This window comes from Gemmatimonadota bacterium, from assembly GCA_009838845.1.
Classification (GTDB): domain Bacteria; phylum Latescibacterota; class UBA2968; order UBA2968; family UBA2968; genus VXRD01.
This window is the reverse complement of the sequence record VXRD01000030.1, coordinates 16,049-41,627: the sequence shown is the minus strand read 5'-3', so window position 1 is coordinate 41,627 and position 25,579 is coordinate 16,049. Positions and strand designations below refer to the sequence as shown.

The window sequence follows — 25,579 nt, the reverse complement described above, 5'->3', positions numbered from 1 at the left end:
TCAGGGGGCGCACGGGATTGTGCAGACTGCTGTTGTGAAAGTCTTTGAAAATACCAACGACAGTGTAATCCCTACCCCAAAAGTGCAGGACGGTACCCGGTTTTGCGCCGCCCAGTGCCTGAGCGGCTGTTTCGTTCAGGAGCAAGTTTAATTGGCCCTTGTCAGTTAAAGCCAACGGCCTGCCTTCAAGAATGGGGATATCATAGACCTTGGTAAATTTGTGATCTACCGGTAGGATGTGGACACTTATAGAATCCGGCGGGTCCAGCAGTCTGATCGTTACGCGATCAAAGGTATTTTCGGCACCAGGCGGGAACAGCGAAACAGTCGCACCCAAAACATCGGGACCTGTCTCAAAATGGTCTCGAATACTTTCAAAGTGCTCACGCAAGCGTTGATCTTCCTTAAGCAGAGGTATTGTAATCAAGCCTTCTTTCGTAAATCCGAGGTCGCGTGTGCGAATGTAGTTTGTTTGTTGCCAGGCAATGAGGGTACCAATGACGAGGGCTACCGAAATGGCAAATTGGAAAGTTACCAGACTTCGCCGGAGTTGAGATCGCCCGCCGGTTTTCTGTCCTGATCCCTTTAGAACTTGCACAGCGGCAAAAGATGATAAGAACATTGCTGGATATGCACCAGCAGTTAGGCCGACAAAGAGCGCGAGTAATGCAGTACCGACGATGGACCAGGCACTTAGCTGAAAAGAAGAAATTAGTATGCTATTCACTATGGGAAGTGTAAGTTCGACAATGGCGAGTGCCAAAATAGCCGATATCCCGGCAAGGAGAACAGTCTCTCCGAGAAACTGGACGACAAGCTGGGCGCGTGTGGATCCTACGGCCTTGCGCACACCAACTTCCAGGGCGCGGTTCGATCCCCGTGCTGTGGATAGATTTACGAAGTTGACACAGGCGAGTGTCAAAATGATTGTCCCTACAAGGCCAAAAGTATAGCAGCGGTTGATGTCTCCTAAAACAAGACCGGCCTGCTGGTCCCATCCATCCATCTGCAATTGGAAATCGCGTCGGGCATGCAAATGCTGACGACGCAAGGGCATAAGGTCGTAGGTGTCACGCGGATCTGCACCATTGCCCAGATGACGATGTGCAAAATCATGGAGCTTGGAACGAATAGATGGCAGGGGAACATCAGGCGCGAGCCTAACAAAGGTTCTCAGAACGAGGAGTCCAGTTTTGGAAGACCACTTTCGATTCCAAGGAGGATTTCCAGGCGCGGTGGTCCCTTCATGATTGATTAACAGGTCAAACACAAACTCACCCGATGTGGCAACTGGCTGGTCGCGAAGAATACCGCCGATGTAAAAGTCGCCTTCTACCCATTTGTAGTAAATCTTGAGCGTTTGACCGATAACGTCTAAGGAGCCAAAGAGCTTTTGTGCAAAACTTTCGGTGATATAGACGGATCCAGGTGCTAATTGGGGTGGTTGGCTGCCATCGATTAATGGAAAGGTGAAAAAGCGCAGAAAATTGGAATCGGCCATAGTTCCACGCACATCGAAGCCGCGACCTTCAAGACCAGCCCACATGGGCCGCGTGACGAAGCGGGTCATATCCTCAATTTCGGGCAATTCATCGATAAGTGTGGGGCCAGCCCTGTCCTGAGTGCCGAGTGCGTAATATGAGAGGCCGCTACCTAATGGGTGTCGAAGCCTTAGTACCCGATGAATGCGGTCTATGTTATGATGATAGGCATCATAGCTGAACTCATGCTGCAAAAACAGGCTGACGAGGATACAAGCTGCCATCCCCACGGCAAGGCCAAGGATGTTGACGAGCGTGTAAAGATGGTGCCGGAGAAGATTTCGGAAAGATGTGCGAAGATAACTCAAAACCATTTTGAACTCCCATCCTGAATCGTGAGAATATTATTTTTTTTACTTTGTCACAGAAATTTCCTTCAACGATAACTCTTAGCCTGGATATCAAACATCTCGGCGTATTTTCCTTTTAATGCCACCAGACCCTCGTGGCTGCCTTCCTCTATTAATTGACCTTCTTCTAAGACTGAAATGTGGTGTGCCATTCGATCTTATCCACGATAGGCTAACCTTTTGTAATACACACAACTATCCATCTCGCCAAAATCCTGACTCTTAAATTCGGCATATAGCGTTGTTCGATGTTCATAGCCCAATGATTCAAAAAGCTGCTTGGAAGGCAAATTTTCTGTCCAGATAAGTGCTTTAATCATTTCCACGCCTATAGCCTTTGCGTCATCTTCCAAAGCACTGATTAACATTTTCGCGATACCTTGCTGACGGTAATTGGGACAAACAGCAACACTGATTTCAGCTAAATGCCTTTGATATAAGTTCCCCTGAGACACTGTACCTATACCCACGAGCACGTTTTTCTTCAAAGCAACTCGTGTTCTATTGGGTCTATCTATCAATTCTGAAACCCTATCGCTATCCAGCCCCCAGTATGAACAGGGTATAGAGTCAATGTTTAGCCGTTGTGACAGTGAAAGGACATTATCTATCTGGTCTGGGACTAACAGTTCAATATTTATATTTTTTGACATAGTCATTTCGATCTTCAGGATTCTTACTGTCTCTAAGAATATCTGAATAGATGAGTTTGCCATCTCGACAAGGGGCTGTGTTGCGTTTGATTGAACAGCTTCAAAGAGGCTCGAGCGTCCAGACTTTCAGATGGTTGCAATGGGTTGCAGAAGGTGTATTCGAGGCCGCCTCTGTCTTCTTCAAGCGCGTATGATTCCAAACAGTGCATCAGGTCGGGTCGCGCAAGATCAAATGGGACACAATCTGTGGTCGCCAGAACGCCTTCGTGACGGAATCCTGGGACGTCTTTCTCCAAATTGGTAATCCGCGGCATGCCGTATTGATAGGAGATGCTGAGGAATACACAACCTCCGCTTATCAGGAAGTCTCTGGCACCGCGCAGAACGATTCTTCTGTACTCGAATCCGTCATCGTTCTCGCTGGATGGTGGGTTGGCCAGGATAAAATTCACTTTTCCTTTTAGATTCTCCAGTTCGCGGCGGTCTGTGTCGGAAAACGGATCGAAGGAGTCAGAGCGCATGAATTTGGTCTTGGCTTCGGCTCTGTTCAATCGCGCGTTCTCGCCGGCTGTCGCCACATCTTCTTCGGAGATGTCGAATCCAACCACGCGGCGTACTTCAGAAATCCGACTGGCAGCGATGGTGAGACATCCGCCGCCGCATCCCCAATCGATTCCTATGCCGTGAAGCAGGTGTTTGTGTACGCCGATTGCCTCGATTGAGATACGAGTGGCTGGGGTAATAGGAGACGTTTCGGGTGGATGTTGAAGCGCGATTTCTCCAAGTCCATACGTCGCATCGTTTCTTAGAGTGGTCTGGTGTATTGATGTGTGTTCCATTGGGTATCCTTCTTGCTCAACTCTCTGTATTGCATCAATAAGCGACCGGGTTATTTCATCAGGACGATCTGTATCTCTTTCTTCATCAGTTGGACGAAGTCAACATTGTTGGGGTCAAATCCAAAATGCTTGTATCGTATTTTTCCTTCTTTATCAATAACTATTAAGAGGGGAATGCCTTCAACTTCGAAAAGTTGGCCGATACCCGTATCAAAAATAACGGGAAATGTGTAACCCTTTTGCTCAATGAATTTTCGGGCGACATCTTTGGATCGATCCTGACTAATTGTGAGAAAAGCAACGGATGGATCGTTCTTATAAAGGTTCACTAACTCTTGAAAATATGGCAATTCTGCTAAACAGGGTCCACACCACGTAGCCCAAAAGTCAAGTATTAGAACTTTGCCTTGATAGTCTGACAAAGAGACTTTTTTACCCTCAAGGATCTCTGCCTGAAAATCTGGCGCAGGCATACTTTTTTTAATCTGTGCTTCCGAGATCAGTTCATCAATAGTGACGACTTCTTTTTCAGGAACAGATGTTTTTAGCCCGGTAATTTGGCTTCCCAGACGCTCGGCAAACTTACGCACATTCTTATCTTCTCTTTCTGCCAAACTATTTGCGTATGCGACCATTGCATTATCCCATTTTTCTATCTTTTCGTATGCTCTGCCCAACCAGAAATAGCCTTCAGCATCTAAAGCGGAATCTCCAATTTTACCAATTGCTGATGACAAATGCTGAATCGCTTCCGTGTAGTCTTTTTTGACAAATTTGGCACGTCCAAGCAAACTTTCATAATACGCGTCCAACTCTTCACAGATCTTTGAATATCCGCTTTGGCTGCGTGGGGTATCTCCCAAAACAGTACGTCCCCACAACTGGTCCGGACCATCGAATTTTTTAGCCTTATTGAGCAACTGGATTGCTAATGGTATATCTCTCTCTATTTGTATGAGTTGAAAGCCCAAATATGAATAGATGTTGTGGTTACTTGAATTGGAATTCAAAGCCTGGACTGCTACATCTATTGCTTTGGTTGTATCCGATTTGATCCAGTAGTGATAGAGAAAACGGTATGCTTCGAATGGTGCCCGGCGATCATAGAAAGGAGGACGAATTTGTGTTACTTTTTTGGCCAGGGCTATAGCTTTTTGAGGATCTATTTTTTCGTACAGGATATACAAATCCAAATACACATCAGAAAAGGCGAAATCCGTTTGTTCCATTAAAGTCATCGTCTTTTCCAGCAATTCTATTCTTTTTTTCTCGTCTTCTTCTGACTCCGCAAGTGCGCGATAAGCCCAGCAGGCGTCGATTGAATCTGGATATGAAGTGATGATTTCGCGAGATAGGTCTTGTGCGCGTTCAGGTTCTCCCATAGAGGCAAACAACCCTGCTTGTGCGTCAAGCAATTCGATTGAATGGGGCTGGATTTTTAATCCCTTTGAAAGAATATCTTGAGCTTTTTCGTAATTCGGATGGTATGCAAAGAGCAACTGAGTATAAGCGGGCGTAAAGGTCGAATCTACAGCTATTGCTTGCTCCAGTAGTTCAATTCTTTCGTCAGAATTCCGATCAAGAATACGGGCTAAGAGAACATATAGAACAGCATTTTGGGGGTCTTTTTTGATCCGTTCTCTGTATTCGGTGCGTATTTCTTCCTTTCTTTCAAAGAAAAAGAACTCGACATTCTGGTAATATTCATGGGCTTTTTGAAAATTTGGATCTATTTCGATGGCTTTTTTGAATGATGTGCCAGCTTTTTCCCATTCGCCTTCGTAGAGATAATCGATCCCTTGATTAAAAACCGTTTCCGCTGACTCAGTGGCAAATGCGGTATTCAATGGTGCAAAGACGAGAAGAAGAACAAATATGTTGATTGCTTTATACATTTTATCATCTCCTTTTTTGAGTCGAGCCTGTGGATAAAAAAATGCGTTCGCTACTCATCCCGCAGCGCGTCAACCGGATTGGCGCAGGCCGCACGCCAGGCTTGTCCGCCCACTGTGACGAGCACAATCCCCAGCGTCAATAGCCCTGTAGCAATGAACATGAGTGGCTCCAGGTTGATGCGGTAGGCGAAATCATTGAGCCAGGAGGACATGAGATAGTACGCCACTGGCCATCCGATTACGTTGGCTATGATAGTTAGCCACAGGAAATTGCGGGTTAGCAATAGAACGATCTTGCCCTCTGTAGCACCGAGGACTTTGCGAATGCCGATTTCTTTGGTGCGCTGTTGTGTGGCAAACGCGATCAATCCGAGCATTCCCAAACAACTGATAAAGATGGACAACGCGGCAAAAATCCCGCACACTTTTTGTAGCGTTATTTCTGACTGGTAATACGCATCGAGTGCCTGGTCGAAGAATTGATACTCAAAAGGCCGGTCCGGCAAAAACTGCTTCCACACGCTTTCCAGTGTGGCGAGTTGTGTCCTCAAATCGCCGGGTGCCAGGCGTACGGCAACTCGGCTCAAACTGGGGGAGTTTTCCAATATCATGGGTGCAATGCCGTGGTGCAGCGACTGGTTGTGGTAATCTTTAACCACGCCGATTACCTGGGTCTGAATCCGACCATTAGAAGAAAAAAGAGACTTACCCATGGGATCGTCCCATCCGAGTTCCCGTGCGGCTGTCTCATTGATCAGCGCGAACGTTTCCCATTTGTTTTCGTCGATTTGGCGAAAGAAGGGCATACCAACAAGGCTCCTGCCCGATGCAATGGACAATCCAAACAGATCGAGATAGTTGTCATCAATGCTGTTCCAGTATAGCTTGAATGTCGCATCACCGTGCCCTTCGGCTTGCAGAATGCGTCTGTCCGGACCAATCTGTCCAGGCGTCAGGTGAAATGCCGATGCTTTCAACACACCCGGTTGTGCGCGCAATTCATTGAGGATGGTTTCTGCCTGTGGCCTCAGTCCGCGATCTCGCAAAAAGAACGGCAGAATGACGGTGTGTTCCTTTTCAAATCCCAGTTCTTTGGTACGCACGAATGAGAGCTGACTATACACCACCAGTGTCGTGATGATCAAGACCACAGATATGCCGAACTGCAGCACGACCATCAGTTGGTTCAAACTCAGGCGTCGAGATCGCAGCGTGCCTTTTAACGCGCGAACTGGCTCGAATGCAGATAAGATAAATGCCGGGTAGCTCCCGGCGAGCAGGCCCGTACCCAATAATACGCATAATGAAAGCGCCAGGAAGAATACTGTACCCGCGTCGGCCAAATGCAGATCAACGCCCATGAAGTCATTAAAAAAGGGCAGTGCATCGGAGGCAAATAATACCGCCAGTACACCTGCTAATAAGACGATGATCAGGGACTCGCCCAAAAATTGACCCATTAATTGCAACCGTGTTGCGCCCACGACTTTGCGCAGGCCAACTTCGCGCAGCCGGCTGGCTGACCGTGCCTTTATCAGGTTGATGTAATTGATGCAGGCGATCAACAGCACGAGTAGCCCAATGAATAGTAGCGTATAGCAGCGTGTGATGTCTCCGGCATTGATCTCCGCTGTGCCGTAATCCTGCATCGAGTACAGGTGGATGCGGTCGAGTGGTTGTAGATAGAAATCATAGCGTTCGGGACCAGCAAGCTGATGGTCGGCTGCAAAAGCGTGTAATTTTTTTTGTAGTTCAGCAACATCGGCTCCCTGGCGTAACAATACATAAGTCCGCAATGGTCCGATGACCCAATTCGAGGGCCACCCATCCCATACCTGCTGTCGCCATCGGTTTTCCGGATATTGTTCCGATGGTTGTGGATATGTAGTGGTGAGAAAATCGAACTGTAGCTTGTTATTTGATGTCTTGGGTTGGTTTTTCAGGATACCGGTAATTGTGAAATCGCCCTTAAACCATTTGTAGTGAATATTGACAGTTTTGCCTATGGGGTCTTCCTCGCCGAATAGCTTGTGAGCCAATGTCTGAGAGAGAAACGCGGTATGGGGATCGTTTAGCCCGGTTTTAGGATCGCCGACTACCATTGGAAGCGTGAAGACATCGAACATCTCCGCATCGGTTATGCACACGCGCGTATTGAAACCGTGCTCCTCGTTAGATGCCCACATGCCTCTGACGAGCATTCGGGTCACTGCCTCAACTTCGGGGAATTTACCGCGCAGATGAGGAGCGACGGGCTTTGTTCCCAGGTCGTAGCGTTCGCCGCTGACATCCTTAATTTTTCGGATGACTCTGTAAATGCGGTCGCTCTTTTCGTGGTGCTGGTCAAAACGAAACTGATAGCCCACATACAATACCGCCAGCAACATGCACGCAATACCCACAGCCAATCCCAGGATATTCAGGATTGAATAGAAGGCGTGCCGACGCAGATTTCTGAATCCAACGGTGAGGTAATTCCAGAGCATATCGGGCCTCCCTCTCTATTGTGCAGTAAAGTACAACGGGTTATACGATTATGAAGCAAAAACTGTGCCGAAAAAGTCAAATGTTGGAATTACAACAAGTTACGAAAATCACCTGAATTTGGCGTCTTATAAAGTGTCCGATTTTGGTACAGTAGTGTCCGAAAATGAACACCTGGTCGAGGAGAAATGTTAATTGTGAAAAATTCGTGAACCTTATGCCAAAAACTGTATCTATTGTATGAACGCGCGAATTGGGGTACTCTGATGAATGATTCATTACCGGGCGACAAGACCCTGGTTGATAAAGCCTGTGGTGGAGATGAGAGAGCATTTGCCGATTTGATTAACCAGCACCGATCTCTGGTGTTTGGGGTTATATGGGCTGTGCTGCAAGATGTTGATGATACCGAAGATGCCACGCAAGAGACATTTATTCTTGCCTATCGGAATCTCAGCCAACTCGATGATGTCGGCAAGTTCTCATCCTGGCTTTATACAATTGCGCGCAACGTGGCTCTCAAATGGGTGAGAAAGCGAACCCTTGAGGCGCGGGGATTATCAAGGGTGCAGGAATATCAACAGCTCGAGTTTTTGCATCCTGAGAAAGTGGTGGAGTTACAGTACGCATCTGATCTGAAGCGGGCTTTCAGATTGCTTTCCCCGGCGGATCGGATGGTCACTACGCTGTTTTATCTGGTCGGATTACATCAGAATCAGATTGCCAGTATCCTCGGTATTCCGGTGGGTACTGTCAAGAGTCGGTTACACAGATCGCGGAAACAACTGAAAAGGAGGCTTTTAGTCATGGGAAATGGAACACTTGTAGATCAGGAAAATCAGGAAGATTACGGGCGCAGGGTCATTAGCGGAATGAGAGGGGTTATCCACTGGGAGAAATTGATCCAGGGTGATGGCTTGGCAGATTGGCGTCCCGCAAAGGGATATACCGAAGCGTCTTTGCATCGCGTTTGGACGCGCACGGACGATGGCATCGTCGGTGAAGCGGGACCCTCAAGTGACAACGATTCTCCGCTTATCATCGGTGATTCTTCCTGGGGAAGTTATGAACTGTCGCTTCTCATCACGCCCATTTCAGGCGGCAATGCTCAGGTTTTCTTCCGAATGTCCGAAGACGAACGGCGCTGGTATTTGCTGGATTTCTTATTGGGCTGGCAGGCTGTCGCCATTAGCAAGGTTAGTCCCGAGGGGCTAACAAAGCTCAGTGTGGTCAATTATCCCATTGAGCACGGACAGGAATACGATGTGCAAATCGCCGCCCGGGGCGCGTCTCTTACATCATATATTGATGGCAAGTTGGTCAATCAGGTGACTGATTTTAGCTATCAATCGGGACCGATTGCGCTGAATGTGTGGGAAAGCAAAACGGCTTTTCGAGATCTCCGATTCCGTCTTTTGCATTGAAACATGATCTATCCATAGTGAACGGGGCTCAGACTATTGAGTCCCGTTCTTTTTTTATCCACACACCTTTTCGGAACTTGCGATGTTCCGATTGTATTCATTCAGACCCATACTACTTTTCGTTTGCTTTTTGTAGCGTGTACGCTACATTCTGAATATGAACATATTTCCCAGGACGGTACTTAATGACTAAAAAACAGGTCTTGAAACACACGGTCAGTTACGAAGAAGGACTGATAAAAGCACTTGAAGATCCCGAAGAAGCTCGGGCTTATCTGGAAGTCGCACTGGATGAGTGTGAAGCAAGCGGTGAGACCTCTGGGCTGTTATTGGCCTTGCGCGACGTCGCCCAGGCACAAGGTGGGGTTGGTGCATTGGCAGAACGCGCCGGATTGAACCGCGAACATCTCTACCGCGTGCTTTCGAGTCGCAGCAAACCGAAACTCGACAATCTGATGGCTATTATCTCTGCCCTGGGGTTTCGGTTGAGGTTAGATTGTATCAAGCTGTAGCACAGCAATGACCGCTTAGCCCTGAGTGCGCTTGTCTCTGAAACAGGCTATTCCAAATATGATTGTAGCTGCTATGAGTATTCCCAGAGTCCATTTTGGAGGCAAGGGCAATGCAAAAGATACAAGTAGCAATATGAAACCACTAAGGGGACCTATAAACCGACGGAAAGATATTTGACCTTTTCGCCATTTTATGTAGCCGATTACTTGTAATGCAACCAGAATGCCTATGGCGAGGATCAGCAAGATTATATACATGGTTTTCCTCTCCTGAAATAAATTACCACCCGTGAATCCCGTGTCCTTGATCTGGAAACCAGATTACATCTACGAGGAATGCGATTCCGATTGCAAATACAAATCCCACGATTAATCCATAACAACACGGGCGCACCCGCCGGTAGAGCAGGATCCCTCCGAATTGCAGCACCAGCAGCTTGGCCAGCCATACTAAGAAGATGTCCAGGATATAAATGCGCATGTACCAGCTATACATGACCATCAATCCCATGGGATGGATGGGCCACCAGGGGAGCCTCGCCTGAAGTACGGCAAATAGTAGCGCGCCCAGGGTGCCCAATAAGTACACGCCTGTTTTTTCCAGGTCTGGAACAGACCGATCCGTATCACCGACCGCTCCGGCGATGATATTGTAACGTTCGCGCGCCGAACCCTCCAGTGCCCAGGAATGAAAGCTGGCGCCGCCCCAGGTATAACACAGCCAGACCGTATATGAAGCACCAATGATCACGCCGAGGAGCACGCCGATCCAGATCAATTGGTTTGTCTTTGTCGATCTCGCCATGGTCCGTTCTATGTTGGGCAGCGCCGTTGGTACGCGCCAGCCTGCCAGCAAACGGTGATTCACCATGTGCGTGCTTACCAGCGTGGGGGTGGACATATTGCGCGTGCCCACAAACATATCGCCCAGTATGGTCGTTCCGCCTGCCCAAAAGGGGAATAAATAGGCGAAGCCCGTGGCAGCCACGAGCTTCATTGATACAAAGAGGCCGATCCAGAATGCCGCCATCCACAATACCAGTGTTGATGGGCTGTTTCCCGACTGATAAAGCCAGAATGCCATATAGATCAGCCCGCCCGCGAGTACCAGCAAAGTGCTGCGCGGAGACAGGATCATGGTTTCGGCGGATTCGCCTGCAACTGGACTACGGACTTGTCTCCAGACGCGCTTCAGATGCCCGCGTGCTGCCCATATCGCCCAAAGAGCTAATCCCAACATTGCCCCGTTCGAGAAAAGGTTCACGATGACGCCCGCATCGGCTTCTTGTCCGCTCATTCCCACTGTGAACCCCACGCGGTTCATGGCGTATTGTGCCCCCAGGCCTACGAGGTAAACCGACCAGATGCTGAACAGGATGTTCAGGTCGCACAAAAAAGTAAATCCCATCAGGGTGGGCAAGATGCGGTAGGAGAAGGCAAAGGGCGGCAAATATCGGGATAGGGGCGCGCCTCTGCGCCCGGTTCGTCCGAACATGGGGTCAAAAATTGAGATGCGAGGAAAATCGGGGATGAAGTATTCTGCGATGTTCCAGAGGAGGGGAAATGCCGCGATAAAAAATCCCGCCCAGAATACCTTGCTTTGCATAAAGGCGGGCCAACCCGGTTTTCGATCAAATGCTTCGGTGAGTTCCAGGGATACTTCGGCGAGTGGATAGACCAGGCGTTCGTGTTGCGCCCATTGTTTTTGAAATAATGCGGTCAATCCCAGGCCAATGGCCGTGATTGCAAGGGCGATGGATCCCGCCCAGAATATTGGTCCCAACCACGCGCCCCAGGGTACGTCTGACCACAGCCCCTGATAGAAGCCATTGACCACACCCGGACTGTTTAATGGCAGCATCCAGTTGGGCAAGTCGTCAAAGTACAGTTCTTCCCAGCGGTTCTCCGGCGAAGCAAAATAACGCGGTGCAGCCATCATGCCGGCCCACTGCGTTGCCCAGTTAAAACCGGCGAACAAGCCGCCGACCCACAAGAGACAAAATAGCACCCGCATCTCTGTTGCGGACAATGATAACCGGGGCCAAAAACGCTTTAATATCGAGTTGCCCAAGAGCCAGAATACAAAGGGCAATAATACGGTCATTGGCAAATTGGACATTGCCAGGAGACCGGATCGCGTGCTCAGTTCCACATAGGTTGACATTGCACACGCAAATACCAGCGTACCTACCATCGCCAATACGGCTGTTTTGCGTACCCGGTTCTCGGTTTCTGTATTTGGAGTTTCAACGCGGTCAGGCGTTTGTGACAATTGGGCCTCCTCCTCGTTACCATCCGTGTACGAAATGTCGGTTCAATGGAAACCAGATCGCATCTACTATTGTCGAAGCTCCCACTCCCACCAGATATCCCACCACAATACCGTACCAGAATGGCAGCGATCGCCGGTAGAGGCTCACCCCGCCAAAGCGCAATGTCAATGACTTGGCCAGCCATACGATGAAAATCCCAAATCCGTAGCGAAATCGGCTGTCTGGAAAAGCCAGGCCGAACGGGTGAATCGGCCAGGCCGCGTACCGCATGCCCAAGAGCGTCAATAATCCCGCCTCGGCAATACCCAAAAACCACACGATGGTTTTGTCCAGATCGAAATACGCTGGCTGTGTCCCTTCAATCAGCGACACTTGTCTGACCATGTGTCGCCAGTCGGGCATATAGGCATGATTCAATCCGCCTTCCATGTAGCACAGATAAAGCTGTGCGGCACAGGCCACTGTAAATGCCCCCAAAAGAGCAACGGGCAACACGCCTACGATGGTCCATGAGCGCTGCAGCCCATTGCCCAGGAGCTTAAAAAAATGGGGAATTGCTGGCACAGATAGCATGCGGGCTGGTGCTCCGGCGAGCGCGTTTCGGCTTACCACTATCAAACCCGTCAAATCCCGGCTCGAAATATTTAATGTCCCGTAGAGCGCCTTCATAATCTGCCACCCTTTTTCTCCCTGGGGCGCGAGGAACACGTAGCCCGTGGCTGCCGCAAATTTGGTTACGCCGAGGTAGATGACGAATAGAAGGCCCATCTGCACCATTGCCGAGGGCAGGCTGATGCCCATTGAGAGCAAAAAACCGGTGAAAAAAATCGTGGTACTTAAAAATCCCAGCCAGGCCGTGCGATAGGACACGGGTACCCCGTCGTCTTGAGAGCGCAGGTCTCCAAAAGCCTTGTGTAGCGTCTCCTTCAAGTGATCTCGGGCCACCCATACCGACCAGATAACCAGAAAAACCAGTGCCCCGTGTGCCTCCAGCATCAAAATTTCTTCGGGCGTGGCTGTCTGGCCCTGCAACCCGATGGTAAAGCCCGTGCGGTTCATTACTGTCATCTTAAATGCATTGACGAGGAAAAAAAACCAGAAACTCATCAAGATATTCAGCGGGCACAAATAGGCCAGTCCCATCATCAGCGGATGAATGCGCAAATAGATCGTGGGAATATACTGTCCCGTATCTACCGCTGTGGTCAGCCAGTGGTCGTAGATCGTGATGCGGGGCAATGTCAGGACAAAATAGCCGGTGATATTCCAGAAAATCACGCCGGCTGTACACGCAAACCCGGCCCAGAAAACCCAGTCTTTGAATACGTCGGGAACCCGGCTTCCCTCGGATTCTTCCAGGAGTGCCAGGGGTACTGTAGCCAGGGGAAATGACAGGCGTTCGTGCAGGAGCCACTGTTTGTAGAATAGTACGCTGGCAAAAAATCCGGCGAGTACCAGAGACAGACTCCCCACAAACCACCAGAACAGCGGAACGACCCAGTGTGCCCAGGGAATCTCGTCTCTGTGTTCCAATCCCACGTATAGTCGCTCTACTACTTCGCTGCCCCGATCCATAAATAACCACCGGGGCAAGTACTGACCCGCTACTTCCCAGAATCGATTTTCGGGTGATGAAAAGGCCGCGGGTGCGGAAATATCCGTGATTAAATATCCCACCCATCCGATCGCGGGTACAGTGGCGACCATCCACACAATCCCAAAAATCGTCACTACTTCGCTGCGGGATAGTGCAAATCGGGGCGCTGTCAGTTTCAACGCGGTGTTGATCCCAATCCACACCACCAGGGGTAGCAATGCGGTTACGGGCAAAAAACTCTTCATCAAATTCCGCCCGTAATAGGTCGCAAAAAGGCACACTCCCGCAATGGTGATCATGGCCAGAATAAAGGCTCTGAGCGTCACGCCCTGGGGTTCTGCAACTGTCTCTGGTGCCTCAGTAGTGCGTTCGGAAATCGCCACGACAAATCCATTGAGCGCGTGTATTTTTCACAAAAAATAGGCGCCGGCGGATGAGTGTACTCCGCCAGGCGCCTGTTGTACGACGGATGCAAACGCGGCTTTACTGTCCAAAGTCAAATCCGACCGTCACGACATGTACTGAACCCAGACGGCCAAATTCCATATAGGCGTAGTCCACGCTGATCCCGTATTGATCGCGCTTCAGATTGAGGCCCCCGCCAGCGGTGAGGCCCTCTTCGTCGTAGTTGAAGCGGTACCCGCCGCGGATATAGGCCAGGTTTCGCAATCCGTATTCGGCGCCTACGTGCATTTTTTCGTCGCCGTCATTGGGATGCGTAAATTCGGTTGCCACCGTGAGGAGATGGGGCTGATCCTCTGACTGTTCGACCAGATCAAAAGCCGCACCGAGTTTGAATACCATGGGCATTCGCACTTGTGATGGCGGTATTTGGATCTGTTCGTCGTATTTGGTGAATTCGGTATCGGGGCCGAAATTTTGACCGAGCATGGCTATCCGCAGGCTTTTGATTCCGGTGTGATAGTACGTGCCGATATCAATCGCCCAGTTGCCAGTAGTGGCATCGTCTAAGGTTTCCTGGAAGTATTTCACAGTGCCGCCTATCTGCAAGCGGTCTGTGATGCGCCGACCGTAGTTGATGCCCACGGCGAGATCGCCGCCTGAAAATGTGCCCAAGCCGTCTATAACGGGCTGGGTGCGGCCCAGGGTTTCTCCACCGTCACCAAATAGTTCCTGGTTTTCCGTGCGTACCATATCCCCGTAATCGAGGGTATTGATGCTGAGGCCAAAAACACCCCACTGGTCAAAATTTTTAACCACAGCACCGGAATAATAGGTAATGTCGGCAATCCAGTTCATGCTGCTGCCCGAAAGGCTGATATTTGTTATGTCTGAGATTGTAGCTGGATTGGTCAATGCGGCGTTGGCATCCGCCTTGCTCATCACTGTTGCAATACCTCCCAGACTCGCCATGCGCGCCGAGGAGGGCAATTTGGCAAATTGCCAGCCCGACCGTCCCACGCGGCTATAGGGCAGGGCCTCAATGCCCGGTCCCACTTCCGCTTCGAACCGCCGCTGCGCGAACCCCTCACTTGCAAATCCCAGCACGAGCAAAAGGATTGGGATTATTGTCCACTTAAATGTACAACGTTTCATTATAGCCTCCGCTTATCGAATGATCATGAACTTCCCAACGTGAGACTGGCCTTCTTGTCCCGCGACGTGAGAGGTTACGTGATAGATGTAAAGTCCCGCGGCCGGGCTTTCGGAAAAGTCCGTCTGGAGATAATTGCCATTGGCCTGACTGCCCCAGGTGGTTTCGCCAAAACCGTCGTGTTCAATAATTTTTATCAGATCGCCCGCAAGCGTGTAAATCCGGATGGTGCATTTGGCCGGGATATTTACAAAAGCCAAACGGTTATTCTGCGCCGGATCCAATAATCCGCTGCGCTGCCGGAAGGGATTGGGTACCACGCGGATCTGGGTCATATCATCTGATGGTGCCTTGGGGGCTTCCGCAGCGAAAAACGTATAGGCCGTTATGCCGCTTTCCAGCCCGTGCCTATCGTAGGAGGTCACAGCAAAGCGGAAAGGGATACCGGGATCGGTCTCGACTTGAAAAACGATCTTATCGCCCTGCTTATAAGCTGCGGCTTCTGAAGCGGAAATATCCGCAAGCTCTTCCCAGGGACCCGTGATGTGAATTTCTGATCGGTAAACCCGATATCCGGCAAAGTCATTTTCACCTGTGCCCGGATCCTGATAATTATCCGGAACGGCCTGCCATGTCAAGGTGAAACCCTGTGTTCCGGTACTGGCGTCGGCAAATGGTTCAGCCTCCAGCTTGGGGTATCCGTCTTCAACAAATGGCTGTGAGCCTACGATTGGGGGCGGGTACTGATCGGCGGGCAACTTGTAGTTATTGGCGATCAGTTCCAGAGCCGAATCCCAGTTTTGCTTTAACGCAGCAATACCTTCTGCCTGGTATCGTTGTGCAGCTTCCAATCCACCGCGTTGCGACACATTGCGGTCCATCTCGCCAAAGCAATAGAGGATGATCAGTTCAATTTCATCGCCGGGCTGAAAAGTGTAGGGACCAATGTAGGAATACAGCATGGGTGATCGCTCGAAGAGATTGCCATCTACCGATCCGTCTTTGGGACGGGATGGGTCGTTCCAAAGGTCAATCCAGCTTGCGCGTTCTTGATCGTGTGAAAAGGCTATCAAATCCTGTTCCCAGCTTTGCCCCGCCCACAGACGCCCGGATTCGCGCGTTGGTACGCGATCGTCGCTCATTCTTCCCGCGAAGTTGCCTGTTCGCGTGCCAGACTCGGCCGCGGCCAGGATATTGTAATGGGGTTCTTCAGGCTGACCGTTGTAAGTCAGATTTAGAATGCCCCACGCCCGGGCTTCTGGTTCGTAAAGCCTGCGATCCAGGGATCCTGCCTCGGTGATATTGCCGGGGTCGCCAGCATCACCTGTCACGTCTCCCGGTGACTCGAATATGCTAAACGAAATGGGCGCGCTTTCCGTGGTGGGCCACTGCACATCGTCGTAAAAAATGAAAATTTTTCGTTCGGGATCCCAGTCGAATTGCATGTCGTTCTTGAACTTGAAGGCGTTGTTCACGAGCTGACCGTTGTTGTATTGCACCTGAGCGGGGAAACACATGTAGAAATCTTCAAAGGGTACGTCATCTACATGTTTGATCTTGATCTTGTGGATGACAAAATCATCGTACTTAGGCACGCTCCACACCATAGTCTTGGTGGTAATTAACATCGCCCCCATTGGCTGGCCCGCGCTGGATGGATCCATTTTGAAGGTCTGGAAAACCCCTTCGGCCCATTGCTCGGCCTCGTTGGTTCCGCCCGTCCCCGCAAAATTGTAATTGTAATTGTTGACCATCGTCTGTGCAGCACCGCCATACGAAGTAATACTGCGTTCTGTTAAATTAATCTTAACCCGTCGTCCCTGATTGTTGACCCAGATCCAGGGTGCAATCATATCCATATGATCCGGTGCCTGGTAATAGCCGGGATATGAAACGACATTGGGAATCGCCGTCTCTGCGTAATTCGCTGCCGTACTCGTGCCCCACCACAATCTCCCGGCGGTAAATTCAATTGGGTTGTTGCCCACGAGTTGGCTCTCGGGCACTGGCTCCGTAAGCACCTGGGCATTTACAACCTCCGGCAACATCAGCACGAGGCACATCACCCAGAGTGGGAGAAGCCTGCGTATTGCATTCATCTAAAACTCCTTTGTTGTTTGAGAAGGGAATTTGCAGGCCGGGTATCGTCCATTCATCTTGATACCCGGCTATTTGTGCTAATACTCAATCGATAACGAGAAGAACAGTTCTCTCGGCTGCAAGTCCGGCCTGTAGATCAACCACTGGTCGGGTTCGACGTGTTCTGCCGGAGATCCATCCTCCTGCAGGTACGAGGCTTTTACCACGGGCAATTGTCCGTCATTCTCCATGTAATTGAACAGGTCCTGTCCGCCGAGTAGCCGCAATTGCTTGCTGTTGAACAAATTGTGTATATCTATGGCAAATTCGCCTCTCATGCCTCCCAACAGTCCGAATCGCTTTGAGAGACGCGCATTGGTGCGGTGATAGGGTCTCCACGACTGGTTCAGCGGCTCGGTGCTGGTGTCTCCTGGAGAATGGTAAGTGAACCGCTCTGGCGAAGCGTAAGTGTAGTGCAAATTCAGGTACCAGTTGCTCAGGGGGTTGAAATTACCCATCACGGGACCGAAGTTGTTGGGCGTGCTGAGCAATGCATTGAGTTTGAATGTGTTGTGCGGGTTCCACAATTCGAGATTGTTTTCGCCAGAGCCGTGATAGCGATTCCGTCCAAGTTGCTTGATAGAACCGTCTGGTTGTGGAATGGGAATGTAGAGGCTCGTGGGACCATAAGCACCTGTGCTGGAATAGGACAGGTCGTACTTGAGCTGGAACTGTGCATTGGGCCAGCGTTTGGTGCTCAATTCCAATTCCAGGCCTCGCGCATCAAGGCGTCCACCTTGAATAGACCACGCGCCGCGGTTTGTGAAGTTAGCTTGAGGCGTCTGTTTTTGCGGGTTGACAGGATCCATAAACAGGTTTACTTGAAGCCCCTGATTCGCGCCGTAAGCATTTTCTCGTCCCATCTGGTAGCCGCGCTTTGTCAGATCTTTGGCGTCCTTGTAATACATGGTCACATCCAGGCCGAGCACGCCAGCAATATCCTGGTCAAAGCCCACTTCGTATTGAATCATCTTCTCGTATCCAATCTCCGGATTGCCCCCTTTGCCCCACCAGTGGAGATAATTGTAGTCTTCCTCTGGATTGTGGTCGTATGTCGGGGGAAGAAGGTGCCCGGTGACGGGTGCCCCGCGGTTCCAGATCGTTTTGTTGCCGGCGATTTGTGTCCAGCCAGGACGCTGGTTAAAATGCCCGTACATAAAGTGCAACACGGTGCTGGCTGTAATCGGATGTGCGATGCCCACGCGGGGTGACAGCGCGACCTGAAGCGGTGTCTTGACCGCATGGGGACCGTCCGGGTCAAAGGACAGAAGTCCGCCCGCGATATTGCCATCTGTGTCCCTTGCCAATGCATAGGGATCCCACATGGTGTAATTCACCATCTTGTTGGCATTGAACATGTCCAGGCGCAAGCCCAGATTTACGATCATGCCCTCGGCTTCGATCTGGTCCTGTAAGTACGCGCTGAAATCCCACGGAGAATAGTCTCGATGCGGCACTTTGTTGAATGGTGTGGAAGGAGGACCGAAGTCACCTGCATGCCATTCGTCTATGTATTGCGGCTCGTAAGAAAAGCCCGCTTTGAACAAATTGTGTTCATTGACCTGGCTGGAGAAATCCAGCTTGACGGTGGTTTTCCAGTTGTAGGAATGAAGCCTGGCTTTATCTACTGGCTGCTGCCTGCGGCTGATCACCGTGCTTATTGGGCTGGTGGGGAACCACTCGGGTGCTAATGGTGCGGTAACGCGGTTTTTCCAGTCTTCAAAGGTATAGTGATAGAGACCTTCGTAGTGCATATCATACCGAACCTGGTGGTACTGAACGCGGAATTCCAGGAATGTCCTGGGGCTGAAAATGTGCGTCAGTCTGGACATCGCCGTGTTGGTGCGAATGTACTGCGGAGGACGCGGAAATCTATTGTTTCCATGCAATACATTGGCAGAATTTGCAGACCACTTCTGTTGATCGTAGGGCGTTTTGATTTCCCCTGTTTTGTGGTTGCCCGTCGCGTGTCCAATGTCGTCTGATGAGAGGTACGACATTTTTGGATATCCGCTATTATCCGTTCCCTGATGCGTATAGGACAATGTGAGTCTGGTTTTGTCTGCTATTTGGTAATTGAGCTTGGAAATGAAGTTCCATTCGGGGCTGTAATTCAAGATGGATGGCCACCGGGTTACGCCTCTGAGGTACTTGCCGCTCAATAGCAAATCTATATTTGAACTGATGGGTCCAAAAAGAGAACCCTCCCCTTCCCACTGATCCAGATCCGCGTAATTGCTCATAGTTTCCGGTGGCGTGGTGAATTCCTGGTATTTCTGCCAGTTGAACTCAGCCGTAGGATTTTGGCCCTGTTCCTGCCAGTAATTATTCCACGAGGCACCCATGTCGTTGTTGTCGAAGTACGCTTTGGTGATCAATGTGTGTTCGATATTTTCTTCGCTGTAAATATTGCGTCCCCAGTGGTACTTGCCGCGTGGGCGCATGCGTGTTTTTGCATTCCAGTGCCAGCGGTCTCGCGCTGATCGCGTTACGATATTGATGATCGCATCGTTGGCCTGGCCGTATTCCGCGTTGTATCCACCCGAGAGCACTTCCATTTCCTGGATGGCTGAGGTATTGGTCACGACAAAACTGGATTGGGTGAAATTATCCCGCATGTCAACGCCATCAACCATATAGGCTGCATTGACGCCAAAGCCTCCGCGTATGGATCCGCGGATACCCACTCCCGATTGGATTTCTACGGCTTCCTCAACCGAGTTGACCCAGCTCAATTCCAATTCCTCAGTGGTCATCGTCTGCTTGCTCCCCGTGAGATCGAGTTCTACGGGGGGGCGTTCGGCCATGACCAGTATCTCAGCGGCTTCGAGGGTTTCTTCACTCAATGTAAAATTGAGCTTTGTGGTCTGGTCGATTTTTACGCGGACGTCTGTCTGTGTGACCTTTGTATATCCCACCATTGACGCCTGTACTTCCAGCAGGCCAGGTGGGACATTGAGGATAAAATAATTGCCATCGGCGTCTGTTGTCGCGCCCAGACGGGTGCCAAGCACGACGACGTTTGCGCCGGGCAATATTTCTCCCGATTTGGCGTCTTTTATTACGCCGGAGACCTTTCCCGTGGTACCTGCAAAGGCTTGAGATACCAGGCAAAGGGAAATGATACACAGCAAACACATTCGATTCATGTGTCAACTCCTTTGTTTGTGGTTTTGACGGGGATGACTTCCCCGCCTGATGACTTGGTTTTCTTCTTCAAAAATTACTAACTCTCGGCATTAAAAGGACCTCCTTTCTCATTGCAAATTGTCCGTTCTCAATATCCAGTCCAACGGGGTCCAGTCCGTTTGGGGTGGTCCCGTTTTTGGGACGTATTGGTATTCGGGGGTTGCCCTCAGCCATCCGTGAAACCCAACGCGGACGTGGTCGCCCCGGTTGGCGGAAGATGCGTGTACCATCAGATAGTGGCATATCGCCACGTCACCCGCCCGTGCGACGACGGGGATTGGATCGTTGAGCGGGATGTCCGGCGCGCCTGTGCTGCCGGTTGTGCGCCATTTTTCTCCGAGGTCGATGTTGTTGGTATAAGCCCACGAAAATACCTGTCGGGGACTGCCCGGCCATACGGTGAATGCGCCGTCGTGTGCATCCGTGTCTGTGAGATAGGCCATGACGAGGAGGAGAAAGTGAGTGGGATATACGGTGAGGCCGTTGCCCTGGCGCGTGCCATCGATATGCGCGCCGCCCGGTTCAAATTGTTTGGGTCCCGGCTGCGGAAATCGCAATATGGGGCTTAATCCCGGCTCATTGGTGACAGCCGGTCCGGCGAGTTCACGCACGATGGCTTTCAGTTTGGGCGAGATACACATGGTCCGATCAATCGCAATGCCTTCCTGGGTTACATGCATGCCATTTTTGTCTGTCGGCCATGTTTTTGACTCATCGGGCACGATGCCGGTTTTATTTTTTAGTTCTTTTAGTCCCGCACGCACGCGGTCTGGATCGACGAGACCCGGGACGATGACAAATCCGTCATTCACAAATTGCGCGACCTGCGCCTGTGTGAGGTGCTTTGTGCCTTCTGGTCTGGAAATAGACATGGAAATATCCAGAGGTTTTGAGGTTGGTATTACAGTCCTGCGGGTAAGAGAATGAGTTCTGGTATTCGCGCACGGGCGGGCGTGGTCGCCACGTACAGGCATGCGTCAGCTACGTCTTCTGGCTTTAAGGCTTTGGCCATGACTTCTGGGGGCGTGGGTACGGGGCGCTTCAAGACGATGGGCGTGTCGCACAATCCGGGGAAGATTACTGTGGTGCGAATGCCGTTTTCCTGTTCTTCCTGGAATGTCCCGTGCGCCAGGCCAGACATGCCGTGTTTGGATGCCTGATAAGATACGCCGGATACATCGGGCGATTGTACGCATCCGGAAGATAGATAGATGATCAGGCCCGATTGCTGTTTTCGCATGACGGGCAAGACCGCTTTTGTGCAGTTGAATGCGCCGGTCAGATTTGTGCCGATCATCATTTCCCACGTTTCGTGGGTTAATACTTCAAGGCTGCGGTCCGGGATGTTCGTTCCCGTGGCGTACACGAGAATATCGATTTGCCCGAATTCATCCAGTGTCGTCTGGATTAAGTGGTTTACCTGTTCTACATCTCGCGCGTCTGTGGGACAGGCGATTGCGCGGTTTCCTATTTCTGCTTTCAGGTTGTCTAATTTGTCTTTGCTTCGCGCTGCCAGTACCACGCTGGCACCTGCCTGGGCATAAGATCGCGCGGTCGCTTTTCCCATTCCCGAACTGCTTCCCACAATTATAGCGACTTTGTTCTCCAGCGCGTGATGCATGGGCCTCTCCTTAGGATTCGCGTCAAATATAGTTATATAAGGTAATAAGGTCTATAAATACGCGCAAGTGTGATGTGAATAAAGAGGCAGTTGCATCCACCTGCCCAGAACCGTATCTTTGTATTGAGAGATTGTGTAGGTACTGAAAAACCGAAAGGACAAAAGATGAGCGATTTGTTGATCGAAAAATATATGGCAAAGACGCCAAAGTCACGCGCTTTGTACCAGCGGGCGCGGGAGACTTTTCCCAGTGGGGTGACGCACGATACGCGCTATTTGATGCCCTATCCGCTTTCTGTTGCTCGGGCACAGGGTGGGCGCAAGTGGGATGTGGATGGGTGTGAATATGTCGATTATTTTGGGGGCCACGGTGCGCTGATTTTGGGGCATAATCATCCGGAGGTGACCGAGGCGGTAAGGGAGCAGTTGAGCAGGGGTACGCATTACGGCGCGTCACACGAGTTGGAATTGGAATGGGCAGAGCAGATTATTCGGATGGTGCCGTGCGCGGATAAGGTGCGTTTTACGTCGTCGGGGACAGAGGCGAGTCTTTTGGGGTTGCGCGTTGCGCGCGCTTTTCAGAATAAGTCTAAAATTCTGCGTTTTACGACGAATTTTCATGGGTGGCACGATCAGGTGGCTTTTGGTGCTTCGACGAGTTTTGACGGTACGCCGCCGAGCGGTATTACGGAGGATCATATTGAGAATGCCGTTTTGTGTGAGCCGAATAATATCGATCAGGTCACGCAGGCACTTGAGAGCCGGGATGATATTGCGGCGGTTATTCTGGAGCCGACGGGTGCGAGTTTTGGGCGGGTTCCCACGCAGGGTGAGTTTTTGCGCCGGCTTCGCGCTCTTACCCGAGAATACGGCGTGTTACTCATTTTTGATGAGGTGATTACGGGTTTTCGCGTGGCGCCCGGGGGTGCTCAGGAATATTATGGCGTGACGCCGGATCTGGCTCTTTTTGCCAAGATTGTTGCAGGTGGTTTTCCCGGTGGCGCGATTGCGGGGCGCGCGGATTTGCTCGATGTGATGACGTATCGCGACGATGCTTCGTGGAATAACAGATACCGGGTGCCACACCAGGGTACGTTTAATTCGAATCCGGTTTCAGCGCGTGCAGGGTTGACGACGCTTAAAATTGTTGCGGAAGATGATATTACTGACCGCGCTAATCAAAATGGCGAGGTGTTGAGAAACGCGCTCAATGATGTTATTCAGAGACGTGGGATGAACTGGCTCGTGTACGGCGAGTTTTCGGGGTTTCAATTTTTGCCGTTGTCCGAGGATCAGACGTACACATGTTCGGATATTTACGATGGCACAGTGCCTCATTCGGTTCTCAAGGGCGGGATTTCGATGAAGCAGATTCACTATCTTCGCTGCGGTTTGATTGCAGAGGGGGTGGATGTGATGCCCTGGCCCGGTGGCGTGATTTCTGCTGTTCACAGCGATGCGGATATCGATCAGACGGCCCAGGCGTTTGATCGGGTGCTTAAAGCGTTTGAGGGGGGCAGTAGTCAGTAGTCAGTGGTCAGTCCCATCCGTCGTCATTGCGGCATGATGTTAGCCGCAATCCAGAAGGTTTTGCCTTTGGGTGGCAGGGCGGAGAACTGAAAGCTGACCACTGAAAGCTGATGGCTGATTTTATACCTTAATGCGTACATTGCGAAAATCAATGGGGCTGCGGTGGTTTTGAAGGCCGATGTATCCGGTTTTCAAGCGGTCTTTGAGGTCCGGGTGTTTGCTTGTGTCACAGGATATGACTTCGCGTCCGTTGATGATGACGTTTACCATTGTTCCCAGGCAGGATACTTCAATCGAGTTCCATTCCCCCGCCGGGTGAGACGGATCTGACGTAGGGGCGACCGCATCGTAGATGGCGCCGTTTGATTTATTGTTGAGTGGGTCGTGAGGTACGTCGTAAATTTGTATTTCCATTCCTTGATAGGCGGGGCGTCCTTCTTCGCTTGTCCGCAGGAATATTCCGCTGTTTCCGCCCGCGCTGTTTCGATAGTCCAGGCGCAGTACAAAGTCTGTGTACATAGCTTTGGGGCGTATCCATCCTCTGCCTTCGCCATTGCATACTATCAATCCGTTTTGGACTTCCCAACCTTCTTCCGGTCCAATAATTCTCCAGTCGTTCAGGTCTGTGCCGTTGAATAAGGGCGTGAATCCCTCCGCTTGTTCTTCTGGGGATAGGTGTGTTGCCATGGGTTTTCCTCCATAAATAGGTTATGCCTCTACGATGTACCAGATTTTTGCCATTTGATGAGCGCGTGGGCGACGGTTTCTACCATTTCTTTGACGTCGGCGTTGTGCGCGTCAATGCTGTCGGGGATTGCTTGTAAAAAGGTGCGGATTGTGCCTGCTTGTTCGCAGATGTGTTTGTCGCCATAGACGTTGTGTTCGGGTTGTCGCGGGTCGATGAGTACTTTTCGATTTTTTAATGGTTTGACATGGTAGTTTTCGAAGATGGTTTGTTCGAGGATTTCCGCTTTTGCCCGTAGATGGTGTGGCATGGATGCTTTGTCGTGCATGCCAATGCTTCGCGTAAAATCCGGTCGCGTAAAGTGGGCGTGGACTTCTATGGATGCATCTGGCTTTTTTTCGAGGAAGTACTGCCACAGTGCCGCGGTTTCTCTGGGCGCGCTTTTGCCTTCTACGAGGTGGTTAATTCCGAATTTTGGGACTTCGCCCATGGCATTGGTTACGCTGCGTCCTTCGCAAACGCCGTCGGGATTTGTGATGGGCATGAGGCAGAATTGTACGTGGTCTAATAATCGCTGTGTGCGTGCGGTTGGGATGGTTAAGCTGTGGGCTACATGCAGGATGCCCCAGGATACGGGTTCGCACGATTGCATTGTGGCATCGACGAGTAGTGTCAGGTCGCGCGGTTGGGTTTCCAATACGCAGATTGGTCGTCCCTGGGCAGAGTGGCCGATTTCCCGGTAGGTCCAGATGTCGTATTGTTGGGATAGTTGTTGCGCTTTTTCGCATATGACGGATGGGTCTTCATAAGGGGCAGATGCGATGCGGATAGTTTCTCCGGGTTGGATGTGGACGGATATATCGATGTGTTCTGCCAGGTGAAAGTCCGTGTTTTCAGATGGTACCCACGCCCATCCTGTGTTTTCTCGCCAGATCCACCAGGGTGGGTACATGTAGTTTGCGCCTTTTTTGCTTAGTAGGAATCGCAGTATTACCCGTTTTGCGCGGTTGCCGAGGTGACGCACGCGCACATGGGCCATGTATTCTTTGGGTACGCCTGCACCGTCGAATAGTTCGTCCAACAGGTACTGGAACCATTGCGGGATTTCTTCTTTTTTGTATCCGATTTCGCTTATGCCAGATTCTATTATTCGCATTTCTCCGGCACTGCTGCACGGAAAGTTGTCGTCGATGATGATGTCGCCGTTTTTGAGTTTCATTTTTAGATTGAGGTGGTTTTTTCGTTGTGCGCGAATCTTTGACTTGCTCTGAGTGTGCATTATATTGTGTCGA

17 protein-coding genes are annotated in these 25,579 nt (G+C 50.7%); 3 read left to right on the top strand and 14 right to left on the bottom strand.

Going from position 1 to position 25,579, the window contains the following annotated elements; genetic code table 11:
- The 5 genes from F4Y39_04860 to F4Y39_04840 all read right to left on the bottom strand — a co-directional run.
- Positions 1-1,855 (bottom strand): FtsX-like permease family protein (locus tag F4Y39_04860; protein ID MYC13040.1); only part of this gene is annotated, 1,855 nt, incomplete at its 3' end.
- 194 nt (positions 1,856-2,049) lie between these two features.
- Positions 2,050-2,607 (bottom strand): GNAT family N-acetyltransferase, encoded by a 558-nt coding sequence (locus tag F4Y39_04855; GenBank protein ID MYC13039.1) that lies wholly within the window; start codon positions 2,605-2,607, stop codon positions 2,050-2,052.
- On the bottom strand, positions 2,577-3,383 hold the full coding sequence (locus F4Y39_04850; GenBank protein MYC13038.1) for a methyltransferase: 807 nt from the start codon (positions 3,381-3,383) through the stop codon (positions 2,577-2,579). The genes F4Y39_04855 and F4Y39_04850 overlap by 31 nt, the downstream gene beginning before the upstream one ends.
- A gap of 50 nt (positions 3,384-3,433) precedes the next feature.
- On the bottom strand, positions 3,434-5,278 hold the full coding sequence (locus tag F4Y39_04845; GenBank protein ID MYC13037.1) for a redoxin domain-containing protein: 1,845 nt from the start codon (positions 5,276-5,278) through the stop codon (positions 3,434-3,436).
- Between the two features lie 50 nt (positions 5,279-5,328).
- Positions 5,329-7,764: an FtsX-like permease family protein gene (locus tag F4Y39_04840; GenBank protein ID MYC13036.1), complete on the bottom strand. Its 2,436-nt coding sequence runs from the start codon at positions 7,762-7,764 to the stop codon at positions 5,329-5,331.
- 264 nt (positions 7,765-8,028) lie between these two features.
- On the opposite strand from F4Y39_04840, the gene F4Y39_04835 reads away from it, so the two are divergent.
- Entirely contained in the window at positions 8,029-9,186 is a 1,158-nt protein-coding gene (locus tag F4Y39_04835) for a sigma-70 family RNA polymerase sigma factor (GenBank protein MYC13035.1), read from the top strand.
- 185 nt (positions 9,187-9,371) lie between these two features.
- The gene (locus F4Y39_04830; GenBank protein ID MYC13034.1) at positions 9,372-9,698 is read left to right on the top strand and encodes a putative addiction module antidote protein; all 327 of its coding nucleotides are present in this window, start codon (positions 9,372-9,374) and stop codon (positions 9,696-9,698) included.
- Between the two features lie 280 nt (positions 9,699-9,978).
- On the opposite strand, the gene F4Y39_04825 is transcribed toward F4Y39_04830, so the two are convergent.
- The 7 genes from F4Y39_04825 to F4Y39_04795 all read right to left on the bottom strand — a co-directional run bounded on the left by F4Y39_04825 (position 9,979) and on the right by F4Y39_04795 (position 22,072).
- Positions 9,979-11,970, bottom strand: coding sequence for a hypothetical protein (locus tag F4Y39_04825; protein MYC13033.1), 1,992 nt, complete (start codon positions 11,968-11,970; stop codon positions 9,979-9,981).
- Positions 11,971-11,986: 16 nt separating this feature from the next.
- Positions 11,987-13,951 carry a hypothetical protein gene (locus tag F4Y39_04820; protein MYC13032.1) on the bottom strand — a complete coding sequence of 655 codons (1,965 nt, stop codon included), beginning with the start codon at positions 13,949-13,951 and terminating at the stop codon, positions 11,987-11,989.
- A 100-nt stretch (positions 13,952-14,051) separates the two neighbouring features.
- The gene (locus F4Y39_04815; protein ID MYC13031.1) at positions 14,052-15,125 is read right to left on the bottom strand and encodes a PorV/PorQ family protein; all 1,074 of its coding nucleotides are present in this window, start codon (positions 15,123-15,125) and stop codon (positions 14,052-14,054) included.
- A 12-nt stretch (positions 15,126-15,137) separates the two neighbouring features.
- The gene (locus F4Y39_04810; protein MYC13030.1) at positions 15,138-17,222 is read right to left on the bottom strand and encodes a hypothetical protein; all 2,085 of its coding nucleotides are present in this window, start codon (positions 17,220-17,222) and stop codon (positions 15,138-15,140) included.
- A 78-nt stretch (positions 17,223-17,300) separates the two neighbouring features.
- Entirely contained in the window at positions 17,301-20,411 is a 3,111-nt protein-coding gene (locus F4Y39_04805) for a TonB-dependent receptor plug domain-containing protein (GenBank protein ID MYC13029.1), read from the bottom strand.
- Positions 20,412-20,519: 108 nt separating this feature from the next.
- The gene (locus tag F4Y39_04800; protein MYC13028.1) at positions 20,520-21,425 is read right to left on the bottom strand and encodes a phytanoyl-CoA dioxygenase family protein; all 906 of its coding nucleotides are present in this window, start codon (positions 21,423-21,425) and stop codon (positions 20,520-20,522) included.
- Complete coding sequence (locus F4Y39_04795) at positions 21,353-22,072, bottom strand: SDR family oxidoreductase (protein ID MYC13027.1); 720 nt, start codon at positions 22,070-22,072, stop codon at positions 21,353-21,355. Before F4Y39_04795 ends, F4Y39_04800 begins: the two co-directional genes overlap by 73 nt.
- Before the next feature lie 165 nt (positions 22,073-22,237).
- On the opposite strand from F4Y39_04795, the gene F4Y39_04790 reads away from it, so the two are divergent.
- Positions 22,238-23,602 (top strand): aspartate aminotransferase family protein, encoded by a 1,365-nt coding sequence (locus tag F4Y39_04790; protein MYC13026.1) that lies wholly within the window; start codon positions 22,238-22,240, stop codon positions 23,600-23,602.
- 120 nt (positions 23,603-23,722) lie between these two features.
- On the opposite strand, the gene F4Y39_04785 is transcribed toward F4Y39_04790, so the two are convergent.
- Both F4Y39_04785 and F4Y39_04780 read right to left on the bottom strand, forming a co-directional pair.
- On the bottom strand, positions 23,723-24,289 hold the full coding sequence (locus tag F4Y39_04785; protein MYC13025.1) for a DUF1080 domain-containing protein: 567 nt from the start codon (positions 24,287-24,289) through the stop codon (positions 23,723-23,725).
- Between the two features lie 29 nt (positions 24,290-24,318).
- Positions 24,319-25,566 carry a hypothetical protein gene (locus F4Y39_04780; protein ID MYC13024.1) on the bottom strand — a complete coding sequence of 416 codons (1,248 nt, stop codon included), beginning with the start codon at positions 25,564-25,566 and terminating at the stop codon, positions 24,319-24,321.
- Positions 25,567-25,579 lie beyond the last annotated feature (13 nt).